This window comes from Halobacillus sp. Nhm2S1, assembly GCF_019599545.1.
Lineage (GTDB): Bacteria > Bacillota > Bacilli > Bacillales > Halobacillaceae > Halobacillus.
Genome location: NZ_JAIEZV010000004.1, coordinates 210,676 through 233,870 on the forward strand (window position 1 = coordinate 210,676; position 23,195 = coordinate 233,870).

At 43.4% G+C, this 23,195-nt stretch carries 23 protein-coding genes; 10 read left to right on the forward strand and 13 right to left on the reverse strand.

Annotated elements, in window-relative coordinates; genetic code table 11:
• Positions 1-53 precede the first annotated feature (53 nt).
• On the reverse strand, positions 54-221 hold the full coding sequence (locus K2225_RS16580; RefSeq protein WP_220585762.1) for an aspartyl-phosphate phosphatase Spo0E family protein: 168 nt from the start codon (positions 219-221) through the stop codon (positions 54-56).
• A gap of 278 nt (positions 222-499) precedes the next feature.
• Between K2225_RS16580 and K2225_RS16585 the strand changes: the two genes are divergently transcribed.
• Positions 500-880 (forward strand): RidA family protein, encoded by a 381-nt coding sequence (locus K2225_RS16585; RefSeq protein ID WP_220585763.1) that lies wholly within the window; start codon positions 500-502, stop codon positions 878-880.
• 100 nt (positions 881-980) lie between these two features.
• On the opposite strand, the gene K2225_RS16590 is transcribed toward K2225_RS16585, so the two are convergent.
• Entirely contained in the window at positions 981-1,211 is a 231-nt protein-coding gene (locus tag K2225_RS16590) for an excisionase family DNA-binding protein (protein WP_220585764.1), read from the reverse strand.
• A gap of 116 nt (positions 1,212-1,327) precedes the next feature.
• Here K2225_RS16590 and K2225_RS16595 point away from each other — a divergent pair, with 116 nt between their 5' ends.
• From K2225_RS16595 to K2225_RS16615, 5 genes are all read left to right on the forward strand, one after another.
• A complete protein-coding gene (locus tag K2225_RS16595; RefSeq protein ID WP_220585765.1) occupies positions 1,328-2,176 on the forward strand; it encodes a DUF1206 domain-containing protein in 849 nt (282 codons plus the stop codon).
• Between the two features lie 225 nt (positions 2,177-2,401).
• Entirely contained in the window at positions 2,402-2,857 is a 456-nt protein-coding gene (locus K2225_RS16600) for a hypothetical protein (RefSeq protein ID WP_220585766.1), read from the forward strand.
• 96 nt (positions 2,858-2,953) lie between these two features.
• Positions 2,954-3,703, forward strand: coding sequence for a VCBS repeat-containing protein (locus K2225_RS16605; RefSeq protein ID WP_220585767.1), 750 nt, complete (start codon positions 2,954-2,956; stop codon positions 3,701-3,703).
• 230 nt (positions 3,704-3,933) lie between these two features.
• Positions 3,934-4,755, forward strand: a complete 822-nt coding sequence (locus K2225_RS16610) for an STAS domain-containing protein (protein WP_220585768.1) — start codon at positions 3,934-3,936, stop codon at positions 4,753-4,755.
• A gap of 12 nt (positions 4,756-4,767) precedes the next feature.
• The gene (locus tag K2225_RS16615) at positions 4,768-5,760 is read left to right on the forward strand and encodes a Gfo/Idh/MocA family protein (protein WP_220585769.1); all 993 of its coding nucleotides are present in this window, start codon (positions 4,768-4,770) and stop codon (positions 5,758-5,760) included.
• A 35-nt stretch (positions 5,761-5,795) separates the two neighbouring features.
• Here the strand turns inward: K2225_RS16615 and K2225_RS16620 are convergent, their stop codons facing one another.
• The 4 genes from K2225_RS16620 to K2225_RS16635 form a co-directional block, all read right to left on the reverse strand.
• Complete coding sequence (locus K2225_RS16620) at positions 5,796-6,278, reverse strand: GNAT family N-acetyltransferase (protein ID WP_220585770.1); 483 nt, start codon at positions 6,276-6,278, stop codon at positions 5,796-5,798.
• A gap of 97 nt (positions 6,279-6,375) precedes the next feature.
• Positions 6,376-7,680, reverse strand: coding sequence for a Na+/H+ antiporter NhaC family protein (locus K2225_RS16625; protein ID WP_220585771.1), 1,305 nt, complete (start codon positions 7,678-7,680; stop codon positions 6,376-6,378).
• 405 nt (positions 7,681-8,085) lie between these two features.
• Positions 8,086-9,414, reverse strand: coding sequence for an aspartate aminotransferase family protein (locus K2225_RS16630; protein WP_220585772.1), 1,329 nt, complete (start codon positions 9,412-9,414; stop codon positions 8,086-8,088).
• A 111-nt stretch (positions 9,415-9,525) separates the two neighbouring features.
• Positions 9,526-10,908, reverse strand: a complete 1,383-nt coding sequence (locus tag K2225_RS16635; RefSeq protein WP_220585773.1) for a YjiH family protein — start codon at positions 10,906-10,908, stop codon at positions 9,526-9,528.
• Positions 10,909-11,096: 188 nt separating this feature from the next.
• Between K2225_RS16635 and cypC the strand changes: the two genes are divergently transcribed.
• Complete coding sequence (gene cypC / locus K2225_RS16640) at positions 11,097-12,347, forward strand: CYP152 family fatty-acid peroxygenase CypC (RefSeq protein ID WP_220585774.1); 1,251 nt, start codon at positions 11,097-11,099, stop codon at positions 12,345-12,347.
• A 50-nt stretch (positions 12,348-12,397) separates the two neighbouring features.
• On the opposite strand, the gene K2225_RS16645 is transcribed toward cypC, so the two are convergent.
• Positions 12,398-13,459 (reverse strand): AI-2E family transporter, encoded by a 1,062-nt coding sequence (locus K2225_RS16645; RefSeq protein WP_220585775.1) that lies wholly within the window; start codon positions 13,457-13,459, stop codon positions 12,398-12,400.
• A gap of 125 nt (positions 13,460-13,584) precedes the next feature.
• Complete coding sequence (locus tag K2225_RS16650) at positions 13,585-14,334, reverse strand: STAS domain-containing protein (protein ID WP_220585776.1); 750 nt, start codon at positions 14,332-14,334, stop codon at positions 13,585-13,587.
• A 276-nt stretch (positions 14,335-14,610) separates the two neighbouring features.
• Here K2225_RS16650 and K2225_RS16655 point away from each other — a divergent pair, with 276 nt between their 5' ends.
• The 3 genes from K2225_RS16655 to K2225_RS16665 all read left to right on the forward strand — a co-directional run bounded on the left by K2225_RS16655 (position 14,611) and on the right by K2225_RS16665 (position 15,780).
• Positions 14,611-14,766, forward strand: coding sequence for a Fur-regulated basic protein FbpA (locus K2225_RS16655; protein ID WP_089653454.1), 156 nt, complete (start codon positions 14,611-14,613; stop codon positions 14,764-14,766).
• Between the two features lie 28 nt (positions 14,767-14,794).
• Positions 14,795-15,097, forward strand: coding sequence for a MerR family transcriptional regulator (locus tag K2225_RS16660; RefSeq protein WP_146815517.1), 303 nt, complete (start codon positions 14,795-14,797; stop codon positions 15,095-15,097).
• A gap of 152 nt (positions 15,098-15,249) precedes the next feature.
• The gene (locus K2225_RS16665) at positions 15,250-15,780 is read left to right on the forward strand and encodes a YceI family protein (RefSeq protein ID WP_220585777.1); all 531 of its coding nucleotides are present in this window, start codon (positions 15,250-15,252) and stop codon (positions 15,778-15,780) included.
• Positions 15,781-16,010: 230 nt separating this feature from the next.
• Here K2225_RS16665 and K2225_RS16670 read toward each other — a convergent pair whose 3' ends face one another.
• From K2225_RS16670 to K2225_RS16690, 5 genes are all read right to left on the reverse strand, one after another.
• On the reverse strand, positions 16,011-16,334 hold the full coding sequence (locus K2225_RS16670) for a CHY zinc finger protein (RefSeq protein ID WP_220585778.1): 324 nt from the start codon (positions 16,332-16,334) through the stop codon (positions 16,011-16,013).
• 153 nt (positions 16,335-16,487) lie between these two features.
• Positions 16,488-17,678: an MFS transporter gene (locus K2225_RS16675; RefSeq protein WP_220585779.1), complete on the reverse strand. Its 1,191-nt coding sequence runs from the start codon at positions 17,676-17,678 to the stop codon at positions 16,488-16,490.
• Between the two features lie 15 nt (positions 17,679-17,693).
• On the reverse strand, positions 17,694-19,325 hold the full coding sequence (locus K2225_RS16680; protein WP_220586009.1) for an SLC13 family permease: 1,632 nt from the start codon (positions 19,323-19,325) through the stop codon (positions 17,694-17,696).
• Positions 19,326-19,541: 216 nt separating this feature from the next.
• Positions 19,542-20,819, reverse strand: a complete 1,278-nt coding sequence (locus K2225_RS16685) for an exo-beta-N-acetylmuramidase NamZ family protein (RefSeq protein ID WP_220585780.1) — start codon at positions 20,817-20,819, stop codon at positions 19,542-19,544.
• A gap of 62 nt (positions 20,820-20,881) precedes the next feature.
• The gene (locus K2225_RS16690) at positions 20,882-22,990 is read right to left on the reverse strand and encodes a glycoside hydrolase family 3 protein (protein WP_370632774.1); all 2,109 of its coding nucleotides are present in this window, start codon (positions 22,988-22,990) and stop codon (positions 20,882-20,884) included.
• Positions 22,991-23,195: the final 205 nt, after the last annotated feature.

Sequence of the window (23,195 nt, forward strand, 5' to 3'; positions counted from 1 at the left end):
ATAGTGGCTGTATTCATTCAAACACATATTGCCCTATGTACTCTTCACCTGTCTTAATTGGAACATTGGTATTGTCTCTTTTCACGAAAACGATTTAATAAATCATCTAATTCTTGTGAAATTCTCAATAGTTCATCATCCGTTGGATTATTGTTGTAGATTTCATACATGCGCATTCTCAATTCTTCTATTTGTTTCTCTAACCGCTCTTTGTAAGGCATAATTTCATCTCCTTCATTCGTACCATACCCTAAATAATCTACTCTAAACTACTATTTTAAAATAATTTTCAGAAATAATGATGTCCCATCTCATTTAACCAGGATATACGTATTGTATCGGACAAAAATGCTACAAAATAAGCATTATTCGCTATTTTCTATTTGATTTATGGAGGTTTCTCAAATCTATTGTCGATATTTCCCGGGTAATCATTCTATTTCTCTATCACAGAAATCGTGATAGGATGATTAAAAACCTACATAAAGGAGTGGCAGTCATGTTTAAAGCTGTTTCAACGAATCAAGCACCAAGTGCAATTGGTCCATATTCTCAGGCCACAGACCTCGGGAATATCGTTTTTATTTCCGGACAGATCCCGCTAGACCCCGAGACGATGGAATTTGTCTCTAATGATATTCAAGAACAGACACACCAAGTGATGAAAAACATTCTTGCGATACTTGAAGAAGTAAACCTTTCTTTCAAGAATGTTGTAAAAATGAACATCTACTTGGACTCGATGGATGATTTTGCGGTAGTCAATGATGTTTATGCGAGTTATTTGACTGAGCCTTATCCGGCTCGTGCTGCTGTGGAAGTTAGCAAACTCCCTAAAGGAGCAAAAGTGGAAATAGAAGCCATTGCTACACGAGGCTGAATCTATAGTTATATATATTCGAAAAATGCATTGTTTTTCTGTCCATTTTATTCCAAAAGAAGCAGAGCTGTAGAGGCTCTGCTTCTTTTGTTTTATTCCATTAATCTTCGTCTTTAACATCCGGGTCTTCAGGAATAGGTTCACTCAGATATTCTTGAATCATTTTCCGGTAGTTTTCCATTTGTTCCATGTGATTGTAGAATTGATTTTTATTGATTAAATACTGCCGTCCATCATAAATGGCCTTAATTTTATGATTCAAGATTAAATGCCGGAGATAGTCTTCAGGCAGCTCAAGATATTCTGCCGTTTCTTCCACTGTTAAGTACATGATCCGTCACCTTTCTTTCCCTTGCATTATATCACTTCTTTTTTTACGGCACGTTTCTTTTCCTACATTTGTGGGAATTAGATTAGAAACCATTCTAGTGAAATGAGAGGGATACTATGGCTTCTACGATGACAGCAAACAAAAACAAGCGTTCAGAAGCAAGCGAAGAAATCAAACCATGGGTACGGAGGTTCGGAAGACTTGGCTTTATGGCCAAGGGTATTGTTTATGCTCTTATCGGTGTATTAACTTTGATGGCCGCTCTTGGAGTTGGTGGGAAAACAACAGGTACTTCAGGAATGTTCCGCTCTCTTGCCGGTGTCGCTTTTGGAGAGATATTACTTTGGATCATTGGTATTGGCTTGATCGGGTATATCTCCTGGCTCGCCATTAAAGCCATCATGGATCCTAATAATGAAGGAACGGATGCGAAAGGGTTAATTACTCGAATCGGTTATATTGTAGGTGCTGTAATTTACGGTTCCCTGGCTTTCAATGCTATAAAAATCGCCCTCCATGCTGGTTCCAGCAGTGGAAATTCAGAACAGACGATTTCAGCTAAACTTTTGTCCCAGCCTTTTGGTCAATGGCTTGTCGGGATTGTTGGAGCTATTGTCATCGGGTATGGTATTTATGAATTATATCAAGGAAGTACAGGCCGCTTTATGAAGAAGATGAATACTGCGGAAATGGACCGTCATAAAAGGAATGTAGCAGAAAAATCCGGTAAATTCGGGTTATCTGCAAGAGGAATCGTACTCGGACTCATCGGATTCTTCTTTATTCAAACGGCCCTTACGGCAAATCCTGATGAGGCCAAAGGTCTGGACGGAGCGCTTTCTGAAATTGCCCAGCAGCCCTACGGACAGGTACTCCTGGGGATCGCTGCCGTTGGATTAATCTTATATGGTGTCTACCAAATGGTACGTGGGCGTTACGCACGGATGAACTTCGGAAAAAAATAAATGCATTAAAAAAGCCTTTCCTCCATGGAGGAAAGGCTTTCGATTTTTGTCGCGAATATACCGACGACCACATTCGTCGTTTAGCTTTATAAAAAGCATGTACTTCGTCTTACACAAACAGCTCATCGCCCATTTACTATACCACGATTCCTCTTTAAACGCAATAAGGCGTTCGGTCGCCTCCTTGTGCTATACTAGGGCTACAAAAAATCTCAGGAGGAGCTTATGCTTACATTTGAAGAGAAACTGAACATCATTGAAGAATTCCCTGAACTTGAAAAGAAAGAGATCTCTCTCGGAAGAGTGAATTTTCATTATGAAGAAAGTGTTTATGATAAAAAAATCGTCGTTTACCGACTCCACCCGAATGGCAACGGATTTGTTTATGCGGGTGAATTAGATGGATATGCTACGGATGAAAAAGGGATGGTCAACATTAAGGAAATCAGCGCCGATGAACTCCGCGCATTAATCCGGGAAGCGATCGAATCTTTGTCCCTCTCTCCTGCCGAAAAAAATCCAGTCATGGAAGAATGGCTGAACGACAACGATCAGTCCCTTGTTCTAATGCGTGAAGAGGATGGTTTCCATGTTTACGCTGAAGAACAGTTGGAAGGTACGTTCAATTCTTACGAAGAAGCCGTCAACTTCCTTGAGCAAGAAGGATTCAGCCGTCTTTAATGAACCCAGAGCCGTTTTATACGGCTCTTTTTTATATGGTTATTGTCATGCCTTGCCCATTCTGCATAAAGTATTGAAAAAAGGTGGCGTTTCTTTATGTACACGTACCCCTATGCATACAGGCAGCAACAGCCTTTACCAACTTCAAATATCCTCTCTTATGCCAAAGGAGATGTAAATGGTGATCTCATCCCAGACCAAGTTTTTCTAGTAGGAGAAAAAACACCGAATAGTCCGTATATTTCAAACATCACTCTGGTCATTCAGGATGGACAAACGAGCATCTTCTATAGTGTCCCCTTAAAAACGAACATGGGATATCAACCGCGCCTTTTTCTCGGTGATTTCACAGGAGACGGTGTCGATAACATTATGATCAGCATGGACTCTGGGGGAAGTGGCGGTTATGGATACTACTATTTATATTCTTTTTTGAACAACCAGGCAAGAGTCCTCTTCGACTATGAAACATTTGATGAAGCCTACGAATATGAAGTCACTTATCAAAACCAGTATAAAGTTGAAGTTCTAAACAAAACCCTTGACCTCTCTTTCATTATCGATCTAAGCAATAGGGATCCTGAGTACCTATCAGACATTTATGATGAAGACGGAACATTAAAAGCACCGCTACAAGGGTCCGTCTCTGGCTTAAATACTCTTTACCCCATCGATTTTGATGGAGACGGTGTTTATGAATTGTTTGCCTTTCAACGGATCATCGGCCAGTATAATGCGGATGGCTTGGGACTAGTTCAAACCCCGCTCACATGGAAAGGCAATGGCTTTGGCCCCTTCTTTGACAATCAATATGTAGCTGTCCTTGGTGTGGGTTCAGACACCTAACTACTTCAAACCTGGGACGCGGGTTATCTTTTTGGATACCAGGTACCTTGGTTCCACCCCACAGTACCTGGTACTAGATTCAAACTTCTCTAGTACATAAGACTACTTTTCACCTGCTCCCTTTTCACCGTGGTAACTACAGAAAATTCTGATGAAATCTCCCATAAATCGTTATACTAGGATAAAATGGGGTATAAGAAAAACTAACGTAAATGGAAGGAGAAAACGAAATGGATCGATTAAATGAACGTTTAGCCCAATATTTTAATGATAACCAAACCACATTAGTAAACGAATTACTCCCCAAAACGTTGGACAAGCTTCAAATCAACTATACCGATCAGGATCTGAATTATCATTTTGAAATGCTCCGTCTACTTCTGGACCGTGTAGCTAAAAGCCTCTTGCAGCACCCAGATGAAACAAATGCAGCTGCCATCGGCTATGACACCGAAAATTACCTCTATTCTAAAGGCGTCCTTCTAAAACAGACCGTGGATGTGTTGAGCGTCTTCCGTCTTTCTCTCATGAAGCATATGCGGAATTCAAACTTGATTAAGGAGGCCAAAATCGAAGAAGGCTTCGTTGTAGCTGAAGAAGTTGTCACTGCATTTGACGCAGCGATACGCGCGACGACAGATAGTTATAATAAGACAAAAGAAAGAGAACATGAAGAAATGGAGAAGCATTTGAACGCGGTCTCTACCCCTGTCGTTCTCATCGACGAATTTCAAGCTGTCCTTCCATTGGTCGGAGAATTTTCAACGGAACGCTTCGACGTAGTCAAAGATCACACGCTACATAAAGTCAAAGAGCACGGTTTGCGGTTATTATTCATTGACTTTTCAGGAATTGCTACATTCAACGAGGTCTTTATTAATGATCTGTTCAATTTAACAAAAACCATTAAATTGCTCGGTACAAGAACGGTACTGACCGGAATTCGTACAGAAATGGCCATCGCAGCCATTCAATCTGATATGAATTTCGAGGAGCTCGAGACCTTCAATGATCTTAAACAGGCCCTGATTACAATCAATGATAACCAATAAGGAGCTGAACTGATGATTCGTGTAGCATTATTAAGCAAGTGGCACGTGCATGCCGTTGATTATGCACGAGAAGCTTCTGAAAATCCCGCTATTCACATTTCAAAAGTCTGGGATGAAGATATAGAACGGGGCAAAATGTGGGCGGAGGAACTTGGTGTACCTTTCGATGACGACCTCAAGCAAGTCCTTTCAGATCCGGAAATCGATGGTGTCATTCTCACAAGCCCAACAAATCTCCATAAAGAAATCATCATGGCCGCTGCCCACCATGGAAAGCATATTTACACAGAGAAAGTACTCTCTTTAAGTCGAACAGATGATAAAGAAATTTTCTCCAGCATAGAGGGTGCTGGCGTGAATTTCATGATCTCCTTACCTAGATTAACTTCCGACTATTATCTATATGCCCAAAAAGTTGTAGATGAAGGTGTGCTCGGTACTGTAAACATGATTCGATGCCGTGTTGCCCATAATGGAGCGGTCCCCAATGATGACCATCCAAATGGTTGGCTCCCTGAACGTTTTTTTGATAAGGACCAATGTGGAGGGGGGACTTTGATCGACCTTGGGGCCCACCCCATTTATTTGGCGAATCGCCTCGCCGGAAAACCAAAGGCTGTATCCGCTCGATTGCATTCACTTACAGGCCGAGGTGTCGATGATCACTCTGTTGCCACCGTAGAGTATGATTCAGGTATTCTTGCAGTTTTGGAATCAAGCTTTGTGTCATCCGGGAGTCCTTTCCAGCTCGAGATTTACGGAACAGATGGGACACTTATGGTCGAAGGAAGCAAGGTACGGATCAAAAGCCGTACCCATGGGATGAACGAATGGACATGCCCTGAACTCCCTGCTCCTATCCATTCCCCTTTGCAACAATGGGTAGATGACATCCTCAATCAAGAGGAGCCGACCATCAAAAAGGAAGATGCCCTTCAGTTGACGGCCGTCAACGAAGCAGCCGCCCTATCCCACAAACAGAACATGAGAATCACCATAGAATAAAAAGCGCCTGCCCATCATTTTGTGATGGACAGGCGTCATTCAAGTTCTTTTCTCAATGTTACCAATGGTCTCACTTTACCACGAAACCATTCTTCTGTGATTTCCCCTGTGGGTACAAACCCGTTCTTTTCAAAAAAGCGCAAACTTCCCTGATTATCCTCGTAAACTTCGGCAAAAACATTCTTCATACCAAAAAGGGCATAGATCTCTTCAAGAAATAAACGAAGAGCCTCTGTTCCAACACCACAGTTCCTCTTTTCAGCGATTACCATACCGATAAAATCTTTTCCTGGCGTTCGGAACAACTCCACCTTTCCGATTAATCGGTCATCCAAAACCACAGCTTTCATGTATAAATTAGGCTTTTCACCGTTGAAGTAGGATTCATAAGCTTTAAAGAATTGCTCATATGTACGCGGGACATCCACACCTGTTTGCACTTGTAGTTTTTCATCCATTTCCCATGTATGCAACACTTCAATATGACTGCTCTTAATCTCCTCAATGGAAACTTCCATAAATCAATCTCCTCTTTAAGAATAAACCCAGATCATAAATTCAGTACCAGACGAAACGCCTGGTACTGTGAATATTCCCTATTCTATTTTTTTGAACCTATGAATTTCGAACCGTAAACTTAGGAAAACGAAAGACAATGGCTAGAACTCCTGAAACAGCAAGCAGGATCGGATAAAAACAGAAAGGGACAATACTGACAGGTGAAATACTCGCTACCCCTGCCACAGACAAAATTTGTGCACCATACGGAAGCAAGCCTTGGACAGAACTGGAGAAGATATCCAACAAACTCGCTGATCTTTTCGAGTCAATCTCAAACCGTTCTGAAATTTGTTTAGCGAGAGGACCGGCTGTCATGATGGAGATCGTATTATTGGCCGTAGATACGTTCACGGCGCTGACCAATCCTGCGATACTGAATTCTCCACCTCGATTCGATTGAGCACCTCGACTTATTTTGCGAAGAAGGAAATCAATGCCACCGTTTTGACGAATCAATTCAACAAGTCCCCCAAGCAGAATGACCAGCAAAGCCAATTCCTGCATGCCGGCAAACCCATCGCCTAAAAGAGTGACAAATTCCATTACTGAAAAGTCCCCCATCAATAGGCCGATTAATCCTGCGAAACCAATACCTCCCATAAGGACGTAAATAACATTGATACCCATAATTGCAAAAATAAGAACACCAAGATACGGCAACACTTTTACAACGTTAAACGGATGGTCATCCTGGAGCGTGGAAGCTGCATCCGTTGTCAACACACCAAAAATAATAGCCGTTACGACCGCAGCCGGAAGAACGATAAAGAAGTTTGCTTTGAACTTGTCTTTCATTTCTGTTCCTTGTGTCCGGACGGCGGCAATTGTCGTATCAGATATGATGGAAAGGTTATCGCCAAACATAGCTCCACTGACAATCGCTCCCATCGTTAGAGCAACGGCAACATCTGTCTGCTCTGCAATCCCCATCCCAACAGGGGCCAAAGCAACAATTGTTCCTACAGATGTACCCATAGAGATGGAAATGAAACAAGCGATGATAAACAAACCGACAATCAGCAAGTTTCCTGGCAATATGCTCAAACCTAAGTTGACGGTAGAATCAACAGCTCCCATCCCTTCAGCGACTGTAGAAAAAGCGCCTGCCAATAAGAAGATGATCACCATTAAGATAATGTTGGAATGCCCTCCACCTTCCGTCAATTGCTGTAATTTCGTTTGAAAAGCCGTTTTTCTATTCATAAAAAGGGCTACGAGAATGGCAGCAAATACAGCCACCAATACTGGCATTTTATAAAAGTCACCGGTTAGGATTCCAGAGCCGATGAAAAGCAGGATAAATACTCCAAACGGGAGGAGCGCCCATCCGTTCCCTTTATTCAATTCTTTTGTTTCCATAAAGATCCTCCTTAATCAGGATTCATTCACCTATTTCTACCTATAATAGCTCTTTCATACTCTACAACACTCAAAGATGAGATATCAAGTTTTGAGACGCTTATATACAAAATGGAAAATATAGGGTTCAGGAGTGCCCTGAAGGGAACAAACAGGCCCCGATGGTTATAGTCATTATTCCCGAGCTTCTTTTTACGACATTCATCACACTCTTGCCTATTTCGGCGATTGACCGTCTATTCACATAATCACGAGAAAAAGAAAACAGAAATTGACGCTTACCCGGAAAAATCAGCTAAGTAAAACCCCCACAAACAATAAATGAGGAGCGAAACCTATGCATGTAATGACCTCCCCTATTGTAAATAAACGAGGCGTAGCTGATATTCAGCTACGCCTTTTTTGTTAACTTTTTGACACAGGAGATACCCCGATCTCCATTTCATATGAAACCAAGGCTTCTTCAAACATCCTCAAACCTTCACTCAGCTGTTCCTTTGTGATGGTTAAAGGTGGAATCATCCGGATAATCTCAGTCTTATTTCCACCAAAGTAAAACAGCACCCCATTTTCAAGTGCTTGATCAAGAATTTTAAAAAGTCCTTCACTGTTTGGTTCTTTCGTTACAGGATCAACAATTTCAATACCAATCATCAAGCCAATTGAACGGACATTCCCAATGACAGGGTGTTTCTCCTGCAGTTCTTTCAACTTACCAGCCGCATAAGCCCCCTGCTCCTTCGCATTCTCTAGCAGCTGTTCTTCTTCCATGACATCAAGGACCGCATTGGCTGCGGAGCAAGCGATTGGGTTCCCGCCGAAAGTCGTCGCATGGCTTCCAAGTGGCCATTGATGCATCAACTCTTTAGAGGCCACTGTAGCACTCAAAGGCAAGCCATTCGCAATCCCCTTAGCGATTGCCATGATGTCCGGAACAACCTCGAACGTATCAGCAGCAAACCATTCACCTGTTCTCCCAAACCCAGTCTGAACTTCGTCAAAGATTAGTAAAACACCATACTCATCACAAAGCTCTCTAAGCTTTTTCAACCATGCTTTCGGAGGGACTACATAACCACCTTCTCCAAGTACAGGTTCTACAATAACAGCAGCGACTTCATCAGGTGTCACTTGATGGTCAAACAATCGTTGGAAGTCCTTCTCTAGCTGATGGACAACAAAAACTTCCGGATCTTCCCCGTTCGGACTATCTTCTATTCTTGCAAAAGGGATGTGGTAGGACCCTTGAGGCTGCATAAACTGACGGTATTTACTCTTTGAACTTGTTACACTTAAAGCTCCCATGGATCTTCCGTGGAACCCTCCAATGAAAGACACGATATAAGGCCGCTTCGTAACATGCTTCGCTAACTTGATTGCTCCCTCTACGGCTTCCGTTCCGCTATTTCCAAAAAAGAAACAATCCAGGTTTCCAGGCATAATTTCAGCAAGGCGATCAGCCAACTTCAATATAGATTCATAGATGATGACGCCTGATGGTCCATGAGCAAGACTGTCTGCTCCTTCTTTAATCGCTTGAACTACTTTTGGATGACGGTGCCCTACATTTGTCGTGGCAATCCCGGATGTGAAATCTAAATACTTCTTTCCGTCCACGCCGAAGTAATAGCACCCTTCCTCTTTAATTACTGGCAGATTCGGATGATCTTTAGCCATACTCGGGGCAAGTCTCTCCGACATCCGTTCTAATCGATGTGTCCAATGTTGTGTCATAATGTTCCTCCTGATGTAATAGGCCAAGTTTATGGTGTATTTCGCTTTCATTACAGGAATGAAGGATTTTCAGTTGAAATCTAGAAATCTTCTTCATTCCTGTAGATAAGGTTAAAAGAATAATAGATGAGCAAGCAGAGCAGCAATCGGTAGAGTAATAACTGTACGCTGCAGGAAAATTACAAAAAGCTCAAAGAAATTGATTGGAATCTTGGATTTAATCAATAGGATGCCAATCTCGGACATGTAGATCAGCTGTGTTAATGACATGACTCCGATAATGAAACGCGTCAATTCTGATTCAATCCCGCTTCCAACCACCGCTGGCAGGAACATATCCGCAAATCCAACGATCATCGCCGGTGCGGCTTCTGCAGCCTCAGGAATTTGCAGCAGGTTCAAAAATGGAATGAACGGGTAGGAGAGCCATGTAAACACCGGGGTGAATTCAGCAATGACAAGAGCGATCGTTCCAAGAGCCATTACAAGAGGGATCAGACCGAACCAAATATCCGCTACATTATAGATTCCTTTTCTTACTATTGATCCAGCGCTTTTCACCTGATCGGCTTTGGCTACCGCCTGGTCAAGACCGAATTTGAAAGTGGATGTCCCTTCAGGCACAATTTCATCAATCTGTTTCCCGACAGGTTCGTGATACGTTTCTTTTTTTAACGAAAGTGGTGGGATTCTCGGACAAATGACAGCTGCTACAACCCCGCAGACAACGACCGTGAAATAGAAAGATACGAACATATGGTCAATCGATAAAAACTTCGCAATCACGAGACTGAATGCAATGGATGCGATGGAAAAATTACTTGCAACAACCGCCGCTTCACGTTTGGAATAGTAACCATTTTCATACTGTTGGGTGGTCAACAGCACACCTACCGTCCCACTCCCCATCCACGAAGCCATCGCATCTACGGATGAACGACCAGGAAGCTTGAACAGTGGATGCATCACTTTTCTTACGACCGTTCCAATTAAGTCCATCAAACCGAACTCTAACAACAGTGGCATAAATAAACTTGCAAATAGAAACCAAACCATTAGAACAGGAATCAAGTCATAGAGGACAACGCCCCCTGTCAGTTCAGAACCGATATAAGAGGGTCCTGCCCCAAAGAGTGTCAGAATAGCAAAAGCTGCTCCAAGGAAACGCAAAACCATCCAAAACGGTCCTACATCAAAAACATTTGCTATGAATGGATGATTCCTTATCTTGTTGTTTACGACTTTAACTCCCACACTCCCTATAGCGGAGAGCGAAATTACAATAGTCATAAACAAAGGAATCCAGGGACCGATAGCCGCTTGGAGCCCATCTGCCATCAAACCAAGTCCGATGGTCACCCGTCCATCAACAGAGATAGGGACGAGGAATAATAAGACCCCGACCAAAGATGGTAGAAGAAATTTCATCCATTGTTTCATTGTATAGGATGTAGATGTTTGAATACTGCTTACTTTTGAATGTTGAATAGCCATGATTCGTCCTCCTCTGTCATTTTTATGCATGATTAAGTATAAATAAACAATTCACGATAGTTAGTAACTATACATTTTCATGCATGAAAATTCAATAGGTTTTATGAACTTTTTTAAGACGGTTTATTGAGATGAAGAAAAAGGAATAAAGAAGATTATAAGATTGCTAGTATAGGAGGCGTTACATAATGACGGTTAAAGTGCCAAAAGACAAGACAATCGACAACACACTTGCCATTTTTAAAGACGGATATAACTTCATACCAAAACGGGTTCAAAATCACCACTTGGATGTATATGAAACGAGGGTTCTAGGAGAAAAGGTAGCTCTTCTCGGCGGAATTGAAGGGGCAAAACTTTTTTATGATACCAGTCGTATGAACCGGAGGGATGCTTTACCTAAACGAGTATTGAAAACGTTGTTCGGTGAAGATGCCATTCAGACAATGGACGGGGATGCACACACGCATCGCAAGTTATTGTTCATGTCACTCATGACTCCCGATGCCCTCCAGGAACTGTATGAAATCACCACGAAGAACTGGGCACAGTTCACCAAAAAGTGGAACAGCATGAAAAAGGTGACGCTTTATGACGAGTCCCGGGAGCTGCTGTGCCGGACAGCTTGTGAATGGGCCGGCATCCCATTAGCGGAAAAGGAAGTAAAGAAAAGAACCAGGGATTTGAGTAATATGATCGATGGATTCAGCGCGGTCGGCCCGAAGCACATCGAAAGCCGAAGAGCACGCAAACGTTCGGAAGAGTGGATGGAAGAATTAATTTTACAGGTTCGACATGGGAACCTTGAAGCAGAAAAAGGAAAAGCCATCTATGAAATGGCTATGCATAAAGATTTGGAAGGCCAACCTTTAGATGCACGTATGGCAGCTATTGAAGTATTGAATGTGATTCGTCCACTAGTAGCTGTTTCTAAATTCATCGCATTCGGCGCTGTTGCCCTTCATGAACATCCAGAAACTCAAACGCGCGTCGCCCTGGATGATGAATATCTATTCAGGTTCGCACAGGAAGTCCGGCGGTACTTCCCTTTTGTTCCTTTTCTCGGAGCGAGGGTCGACCATGATTTCACATGGCAGCAATACCCGTTTAAAAAAGATCAACTGGTCTTGATCGACATTTACGGAATCAACCATGACCCTAAAATTTGGGAGAACCCGGACCAATTCAATCCTGAGAGATTCATCAACTGGGATGGCGGATTGTTCGACTTGGTTCCTCAAGGCGGAGGCGGATATTATAAAGGACACCGCTGCCCGGGAGAATGGCCGACCATTGAAGTATTGCAGGCCAGTTTCCGCTACATGACCAAGCATTTAGGCTATGATGTTCCAAAACAAAACTACAGCTACAGTTTGAAGAAGATGCCCGCCCTTCCTAAAAGCGGGTTTATTATAAGCAACGTCCACTTCAAAAATTGATAACATAAAGTTAAAAAAGTCCAGGAACAATTTCCTGGACTTTTTTCTATTCAAGGATGATAGAGCCGATAAAAATCATACCCATGCTTCAGCAACACTTTTATTATGGAATAAGTAGGGACTGCGATAATCATCCCGACCACTCCATACAACGGTGCGGCTACCACAAGTAACAAAATAACCGTTAACGGATGGATATCCAAACGTTCTCCAAAGATCAAGGGGGCAACTAAATTCCCCTCTAATTGTTGGACAACAATAAACGTGATGATTACATAAATAGCCATGGAAGGTTCCTGCATGAGTGCAACCACAATCGCCGGTATGGCACCAATGACAGGACCGACAAACGGAATGATACAAGTTAACATGACGAATATCCCTAGAATCAGTGCATAATCGAGACCTATGATGACGTAACCGATGTATGTCAAAACGCCATCCACAGCAGCAATGGTCGCTTGTCCGATAATATAGGATGAGACCGTATAATCTAAGTCTTTGAGCACCTTTTCTCCCCGAGGTTTATGTTTTTCAGGTAAGGCTCTTTTTAAAAAAGGAATCAGCTTATCGCCATCTTTCAAAAAGAAAAACAAAACGAAAGGAACGATTATTAACACCGTGGTCGCACCCGCGATGGTCGAAAAAACACTCATCATATGCTCACCAATTTGTTGAGTCAATCCACCGAAATATTCTGTTACACGCTGTTGAATGGAAGGAACGGAAACCATCCCCATATCATTTTGCTCAAGCTTCTGCCCTGCCTCTTCGGCCGTCTGTTTGATTTTTTCAGGTAGTTCCGAGATATCCGTAATCTGTTTTTTTATCGTACCTGCTAAAAAACGGATACTTCCATAAATAAGCGTCCCGATTACGGCAAAAACAAAGAGGATCGCAACAGGAAGGGGCAGGAATTTCGATCTTGCCATAAAGTGTACAACAGGTCGCAAAATATAAAAAAGGAACCCAGCGATTAACATCGGATAAAATAAAGTTCCGAAAATCGTCTTTACTGGATTCAAAAGCTCTAGTTTTTCTAAAAAATAATACAGGATAAGGATAAGTATAGCTGCTGTGATGTACTTAAAGAATGAGTGCTTCATCCACATGTTCCTTCACCGTCCTTTTATCCAAATCATTCACTAAATGGACGGGTGATAAACTAAAAATCATGCAGCTTAACCAAAATCCCTCCCCTTCTTATGCAAAAGAGACCTGCCTGGGGCAAGTCTCTTTAAGAATCATGTTGTATAATGTAACGCAATCCTGCGTACGTATTTTTGAATGTTTTCAACCCTTTGTCAAAGTATTGGAACGAAAGAGCAAGCTTAGGTGTAATCCCTACCACAAGACATTCGGTTCCGACTAACTGCAGGGACTGATTCAACTGCTTTAAATGTCTGCTGAACTGGTCATTGAATTTATGAATTCCACTCAAATCTATTAAAGCGTATTGGATATCACCTTCTGTACATTCCTTCAGTAGCGAGGAAATCAGGTGATCCACTCTTTTTTCATCCAAATCACCAATGAGTGGAACAGCTACTGCATGGTCCCATACTTTCAGAATAGGAATGGAAAGGGATTCAATGAGGTGATCCTTTCGCTCCTCTTCCTCAGCCTTCGTTGTTACATCCATTAACATGATGGTATAGTAACTGGTTTCCCCCTCTGTATTTTTCATTGGTGTAATGACTGTATCGGCGACAAACCTATTCTTTATGTTGATCCGCACTTGATGTTTCTTATTCAGTCTTTCCATACGATCCTGTTTCTTCAAAGAATCGGTATAGAAATTGTCCATATTCCCCCCAATTAAATCGTCCACGTGCTCATATCCGAACATCGGAGCAATTTTTGTGAAAAGATTTTTGGCCTCATCATTCATCCACACCAGATCATAATTGAGGTCTGCAAGCAAGATGTTCTCTCCTATGCTATTCAACGCATCTGTCATCGTTAGATCTGAAGTCATTAAAGCCATCCATGTTCCCACCTTATCCTATTATTTTTTCTTTATTATAATACCATTTCCTTTCCAGAGGTAGAGGTGAAAAAAGTCGAATGTGTTGATGTCATAAAACTTAACAAACTTATTGTTTTATGTTAGATTTTCTTACACAATGAGTGACATACGTATTTTTTTCCGCTATTCTATATTCATCAGATAAGAAAAGGAGGAGATCATCGTTCTTTTTCCACCCCGACGATTTACTGTGCCAACTAAGGAAAAATTTCACACATACGGGAGTGAACCTTAATGAAGAACCATCTGAGGACCGCCGTTGAAAGTATGAAAGAACATTACATTCAAAAACTGATTGATGCAGGGATGTATCAAGCCTCTGACGAAATGCTCCAATCGTTAACGTTAACGGAGCTCGAAGCACTCGCTTCAAGGGTTGAACGACCATAAGGAGGTGCAACATCGAGGAGGAGAAGTGATGTCGTCTTACAAGCACAAAAAAGTCATTTCGATTGGTACGGTCAACGAACTTACAGGCCTTTCCCTCAGACAGATCCGATATTATGAAGAGCGGGAATTGATTTATCCAGAACGTACCAAGAGAGGAACGCGCAAGTATTCTTTTTCTGATGTTGAAACCCTCTTGCAAATCGCTGACAAACGAGAGGAAGGTGTACAAACGTACGAGATCCGGAAAGATTTACAGTCTTCCAATAAAGGGAAGGTAATGGAACGGATGCTTCGCGGGCAACTGAATGCCCATTTTCGAATGAACAAATGAATACATTTACAGGCAGCCCGGACACCCCTAGGTCCAGGGCTTTTTTTTGCACATTTTAAATATCTCGACATAAAATATCTTGACTTCAAAATAATTGAGGGGTATAGTTTTATTTAGAATTCAAAATATTTTATTTCAAAGGAGAATGAAAGATGACAAATTTAACGTTGGATCAAGTCCACAGCAGCTTGAATTTCCAAATTAAACATATGATGGTATCAAAAGCGAAGGGGGAATTCGAAACATTCAACGTAGAGTTTTCCGGTGATTTGAATGATTTACCTTCTGCCCAAGTGACCGTTACCATTCCGGTATCTTCTATCAATACAGGGAACGGCCAGCGCGACGGCCACCTTCGTTCCGGCGACTTTTTTGAAGCTGAACAATACCCGAACCTTGTGTTCCGCAGCACTTCTATTAAAAAGGTTTCGGATGATGAATTCGAAGTAACAGGTGACTTCACCATTAAAGAAGTGACTCTTCAGGAGACCTTCACGGTTGAATATAACGGGACATCCAAGAGCCCTATGGATGGCAGCACGATTGCAGGTTTTGATGTGAGTGGAAAAATCGATCGTGAAGCTTACGGATTAACGTATAATGCGGCTCTTGAAACTGGCGGTGTTCTACTAGGGAAAGAAGTTAAGTTTGAAGGGAATTTTGAGTTTGTTGTAGGGGAGTAAATATCACGATTAAAAAAAGCCGAGTTAAAATAGACTCGGCTTTTTTAGATTTTTACTTTCTATATCCAGCCTAGGTTGGCGTTAGGTCACTTTAACCTCGAGTTAAGTCACTTTCAACGCCGTTAGGGCACTTTGTATCTAAGTTAAGTCACTTTCACCTCGTGTTAGGGCACTTTCCCATGCCTCCCCCCTCCTTCCCACATAAAAAATCCGCCCACGAAGATGGGCGGTTACATTTCAAAATATAAAGGATAATGCAGGCGGCAGCCTTCATTAAATCCATGCCGACAAACGGGGCATTGAGACGACTTCATATATTCATGAATGGTTAACTCATGGTTGCAGCTTCCACATAGGATCGCACGCTCATCCCATTTGCGCTTTGGCCATTGACTCGGTTCATGGTCTGCTTGTTCCTGATGGCAGGAATAACACGCATAATAGTCCCCGCAGCAGTGAAAGCGTATGGCGATCACATCAACATCACTGTGATAGTGCGCACAGCGTGTCTGATGGTCAACCTGATTTCCCTTAACGAGAGGAGTCTCTTCCATTCTATCCTCTCCCTTTCTTTAAACATCTATATCTATCAGACTCTGTTCATTCTAATGATCAGAAGCATGATTCATTTATCCATATTATAACATGGGTCATTACCATAAAAAGGTGTACCAGGTCATCCAGTATTTGGATGAACTCTACATCACTCATTTTTTATAGAGTGGCAGGAAGATAAATAGGAGGATGAGCATCAAAGTGACACTCAACACACCTGTCCATTGGTAATTTTCCCATAGGGTACCGATAGCCGTGCTGCCCACGGCTACCCCGATGTAATAACTGATCAAGTAAAACCCTGAGGCTCCGCTTTTATGATGGGTCGCGGATTTACTGACAAGGGCAGCGGCCATGGAATGAGCGACAAAGAAACCCATACAAATGAGGCATAGTCCTAAGAGCACAAACGTTCCAGATGGAAGTGCGGTCAGGGACGCACCAGCGATGAGGATCGTCACACCAGTGAACATCACTTTCTTCAATCCAATCACATCAGACACACGCCCTGCCAGCGGGGGCGCAAGGACTCCAAATGCATAGGCAAAGTAGGTCAAGGCGATCCATTTCAATGACCAATTGAACGGATCTCCCTGTAAATGAAAAGGGATGTAAGTCCAAATGGCCGTAAAGACAATTTGCAGCAATACCCCCATGAGGAACAAAACGAGCATCGACCGGCTCTTCAAATGTACCAGCATCCCTTTCAGATCATCACCGATGGACTGGTTTGTTTTTTCGAAAAAGCGTTCTTTTGGAAAAAGGACTAGAAATAGAGAAGCTGAGAGCAATCCAAACGCAGCAAAAATATATAAAGTCGACTGCCAATTAAACATATCCGTCACATATCCACCTACAACTCTCCCTCCCATTCCCCCGAGGGCATTGCTGGATATGTATAAGGTCATGGCAAGACCCAAGTGTTTATGAGCGACCTCAGCTCCTAAATACCCCATCGCCGCCGCGGGGATGCCCGCTAAAAAGAAGCCCTGTATAAATCTCACCACAACCATCCATCCGAATGTTGGCATGAATGGCAAAAGGATGAGAGACCCTGCTGTTATAAACAAGGAAACTTTCATGACAACAGCACGACCATATCGGTCGGCAGAAAAACCGAGAACAAAAAGACCGAGGACCATAGCAATCACACAAGCTGACATGAGAAAACTAGATTCCGTAGCGGATACTTGAAATTGGTCAGTAAACACAGGGAGCAGTGGTTGAAAAACATATAAGGTTGAGAATATGGATAAGGAAGCTAACATCAAAGCGATGGTGACACGCCAAAATTCACTTTGTTCAGGCGTGTAAGGTTGTCTGTTCTGTTGTGCAGCTTCCATATCCATCATCCTTTGTTATGAGTTAAAACGATTCGGGAATGTCGTTAAATCGATCCCCCAAACGAACGGCAAGTAGAAGTAGATCGCAATGGTAATCAAAACGACGGCAACAATATTCAGCCAAAGTCCAGCCTTAGCCATATCCGGAATTCTTAAATAGCCACTTCCGAAAACAACAGCGTTTGGAGGGGTTGCCACAGGCAGCATAAACGCACAGCTGGCCGCTACACCCGCTGCAATCATTAAGCTGTACGGGTGAACCGAGATAGCGCTGGCTAAGGAGGCCATGATCGGAAACATCATCGTCGCTGTAGCCGTATTCGATGTAATTTCTGTTAAGAAGATGACGAGCGCTGCAACGATGACAACGATCAGGATCAGGTTGACGCCATCTAAAATCGTCAGCTGCGTACCAATCCATTCAGCAAGGCCCGTTTCTTGAAATCCAGCAGCAATAGCTAGACCTGCACCAAAGAGAAGCAGGATTCCCCATGGCAGCCCTTTTGCTGTGTCCCAATCAAGGAGATAATCTCCCCTTTTGTTTTTTGAAGGTATGAGAAAAAGGAGAATGGCTGCACTCATCGCGATCATCGTATCATTGATATTTTCATTGATGTGTACGAGTAAAAATGATCTTGATATCCACGCCACTGCTGTCAAAGCGAACACGGTCATGACAATTTTTTCTTCTACACTCATGACACCGAGCGCACGCCTCTCCTCCCCGATGACTCTTCTGCCTCCAGGTAGTTCTTTAATTTTCATAGGGAAAGCAATTTTAACCAAATAGAACCAGGCGAGTGCTAAGAACAGAATCGTCAGTGGAACACCGAACGCCATCCAGCCGGCGAAACTGACTTCGATTCCGTAGGTTTGCTCAACAACGGCTTTAAAAATCGTGTTCGGTGGTGTTCCGATCAGAGTTGCCAGTCCACCAATGGAAGCACTATAGGCGACCCCGAGCATGACCGCTTTACCGAAATTGAAATTCTCGTGATCCACCGCTTCCCCTTTTTTCTTCAACTGTTCAGAAGCTTGATAGATAACCGCCATGCCGATCGGGACCATCATCATGGCCGTTGCTGTATTGGAAATCCACATCGACAAGGTCCCCGTAGCAACCATAAACCCAAGCACGATTTGCTCGGTGCTTGTCCCTACGGATGCGATGATAAACAAGGCCATCCGCTTGTGCAGGTTCCACTTTTGCATCGCAAGCGCAATAAGGAAACCACCCATAAACAGGAATATCGTATTATCGCCATAGGAAGAAGCCGTCGCACCACCGTCCAGCCCTCCAGTGAGAGGGAAAAGAATCAAAGGCAGAAGGGATGTCGCAGGAATCGGAATCGCTTCTGTGATCCACCACGTGGCAATCCAGATGGTACTGGCTAAAACTGCTACAGCACTTTGCGATAACCCGTCCGCTTCCAAAAACAGAAGTGTAAGCGCAAACAAAATTGGTCCCAAGAAAAGCCCCACTTTTTGACGCGTATCAAAGGACGGCCCCGGGTCCTGACCTTCCGATTTCTGGTTCGTCTGAGACGCCGTTGATGTTCCGCTGCCACTTCCTTTCACCATAAAGCTCAGTAAATCCTTTGCTTCATAGTGCATCGTCCAAAGCCGGTTCCATACCCCACTTAACATTGATTGTGCACCCATGCTTATTACCTCACTTTCCATTTGTCAAATATGTATGAATATTTACAAATTTTATCATAAAGTCCAACTTCTTGTAACAAATTCGCATCCACTTAAGACCTCTGACTCAACATCTGCCGCTTACTGGAAAAAATATACACACCAGGTCATCCATATTTCGGATGACCTGGTGTGTCAAATTTCCCCTTATTCTTCTTGTTGTTATTTATAAAGGAGGTAGTGTTTTCTTACTTTGTTGAAGTCTTTAAGATCGTCTTCCCAACGGTCTTTCATATCTTCTACGGACTCGCCGTTTTCAATAGCTTCGCGGATCCAGCCATTACCAACTAATAGATCGAAGAAGGAGACGCCTGCTGAGTTTTCCGCACGGAACTCGAAGTCTTCCGGATATATGTCATGAATCGTCTTCACGAGATAGACACCGGTTTCTACAGCGTTGAACTCTTCACGATCGACGACATGGATCTGAACCCCATGGGTCAATTTCCCTGCATGCTTCGAGAAGGATGGGGTGAAGGATGCCGCTCTGAACCTTACTCCTGGTAGGTTATAAGCATTCATCTCTGCCGCCAGATCTGTACTATTAATGAAAGGAGCGCCAATCAATTCAAACGGTCGAGTCGTACCGCGCCCTTCAGATACATTTGTACCTTCAATCAAGGCTGCGCCCGGATATACGAAAGCCGTGTCAACGGTCGGCATGTTCGGAGAAGGAGCAACGAATTCTAGTCCTGTCTCATCATAATCCATGCTCCGCTTCCACCCTTGCATTTCCACGACCGTCAAATCCGCACCAATCTCAAACTCGTTATTGAAAAACTTCGCAAGCTCCCCAACTGTCATCCCGTGGCGTAGTGGGATCGGATAGTTTCCGACGAAGGACTTGTAGTCTTCATTCAATACCGGACCTTCTACTTTTTCGCCACCCAATGGATTCGGACGGTCAAGGACAACAAATGGGATGTCATTTTCCTGAGCCGCTTCCATCGCATAAGCCATCGTGTAGATGTACGTGTAAAAACGCGTACCTACATCCTGGATATCAAACAGCAGCACATCGATGTCCTCTAACATATTCGGAGTCGGTTTTCGTGTCTTGCCATAAAGACTGTACACAGGAAGTCCTGTTTCTTCATCTGTATAAAACTCTACATACTCTCCAGCCTGAGCGCTGCCCCTGACCCCGTGTTCCGGGCCATACAACGCCGTAAGGTTAACATCCTCATCGTTGTGTAACAGATCAACGATGCTGTTTAAGTTTTGATCAACACCGGTCGGGTTTGTAATCAGACCCACATTCTTACCTTCAATCAGTTCTTTTTCTTCATCTAAAAGAACTTCTACTCCAAGCTTGAAAGATTCTGCTTTTTTATCGTGCCCTTTGTGTTTACCAGGGTTCCCATTATGATCCGCAAAAACAACCGAGAACGTCGACCAAGTCATCATCAAAACGACGGCAAGCATCAACCATTTTTTCATAATAAACCTCTCCCTTTTAATTATGGTGAAGAAGGGCGCGAAGCCCCTCTTCTAAAAAACGATTAGTAACTGAGCCCTGTACCATATTCAAACAATACGCCACCGTCAGCTCTTGGAATGGTCACAGGCAGTTGGCCGGTTGGATCGTTTGTACCAAAAATGGTAGCCGCTGTAGCGTCAAAGCTCGCATCTCTGAAGCCGTATTGTGCGATATAAGCATCCACTCCTGGATAGGCCATGACGTCATAAGGGTTTCTAATTCCAACCCCGATGACTTCTGCATCTGTGCTCGCCATCACCTCTTGCATCAACTGCATTTGAGGATGAGCTGCCGAGCGCGTGTACACATTGTACGTGTATGTTCCGAAGATGACTTTGTCCGCTTCAGCTACCGTCTGTTTTTGTTCGGCCGTTAATTCACTTTCACCCGTTTTAATCAAGGTCGTATTTGAATGGCGGTCAGATACAGCACCTGCAAGGTCACCGATAAACGAGTTACCTATGACCACAACCTCTTCATCACCTGATGCATCTAAAGGAAGGACCCCGTCATTTTTCACAAGCGTAATCGAACGTTCAGCCGCTTCTTTTTCAACAGCTTTATGTGCTTCTGAACCTACCACTTCTTCCGCTTCTGCGATTTTTTCATCAATCGGCTGAGGCGTTTCTTCTTTAATGATGCCTCGGTTTAATTTCAATGTAAGGATCCGGGCGACCGAATCTTCAATCGTAGCCATTGGAATTTCCCCAGAATCTACAGCCTCATAAACACCTGAAGCCACTTCCTCGAGCCCTACAGGCATGAGCGCAATGTCTGTTCCAGCATTGATCGCACGAATAACGGCATCCACCGGGCCGAAGTGGTCAGCAATTGCTTTCATATTCAAAGCGTCCGTGACGACAACACCTTCATAATTCATCTCCTCACGCATCAGCCCCGTAAGTACCTTCTTAGAAAGCGTAGCTGGAAGTGCAATTTCAGTACCATCTTTCTGGGAAATCACTTTCGTGTCATCGATTTTCGGAAAAGTGATATGGGCAGTCATGATCGCATCAATGCCTGCATCCATCGCCTGTTGGAACGGATACAGTTCAACTTCCTTCAGACGCTCAAGGTCGTAAGGAACCTCAGGAAGACCGAGGTGGGAATCTGTTGCCGTATCCCCATGACCCGGGAAGTGTTTCGCCGTTGCAGCTACCCCATGCTGCTGCAATCCTTTCGTGTACGCCACACCCATTTTTCCAACGAGCTCCGGATCTTCCCCGAAAGAACGAACCCCGATGACAGGGTTGTCAGGATTGTTATTTACATCCATGACAGGAGCAAAGTTCATGTTGATGCCAAGAGATTCAAGTTCAGCTCCGATTACTGAACCTACATCTTCAGCGATTTTTTCCGATCGGGTGGCACCTAAGGCCATGTTTCCAGGCATGTCTGTCCCAGATTGGAGACGTGTCACGATTCCACCTTCCTGGTCGATCGTCATGAGTAAACCATACTTTTCAGAAGCGGCTTGATAATCAGACACAAGCTTGGCCGTTTGTTCTGTTGTCACAACGTTTTCACGGAATAAAATGACACCGCCCAAGTGATATTTCTGTACCATCTCTTCAATTTCAGGAAGCATTGCTGTCACATTTTCGCCTTCCCATTTCCTGAAATCAGGCATGAGCATCTGACCGACTTTTTCTTCCATCGTCATGTTGGCGAGTGCATGTTGAACGAGGTCGTAACGATCACCGTCCTGTTTTTTAATGGTCGGTTTGAATTCCGGCTTCCCCTTCTTTTTCTTTGAAGGATCGGGCTTGTAGTCCAGAGCGATCCGGTCTTCAAAATGGCCATTCGATACCGTCACCCATGTTCGTCCCGGTTTTCCTGTAAAAGTAACCGTTCCATCGTCCGAGACAGTGGCAACGTTTGAATTCTTCGATTTCCAAACGAGTCCGTCATCCACCTTTGTGAAGTGTCCGTCTTCATACACGTTCAGTGCGGAAAGAGTCAACTCGTCCCCTTCCACCGTCTCATCTGCTTGCGGTACGTTCTCAAAAATGATGACATCCGATAATCCGTCCTCTTCAGCAGCTTCCACCTTTGTACCCATCAACCACGATGGCAGCATCATGCCAATGGTCAGTGTAAAGATCAACATCCATTTGCCTGCCATTCTCATTCGCCATTCCTCCTTGATTTATCTATTTGTAAAAGGTGCCTTCCTATCCAAAAAGACCCTTTTGCAAAACATTTCCGCTAAAACCCATGCCATCTTAAGTCGGTACAGGAGAAATATTGTTGTAAACGTTTACATTTTGTAATAAAAGCGTAACGGAAATAGATATAGTCGTCTATACCACTTAAGACCCTAATCGTCCTCTCCC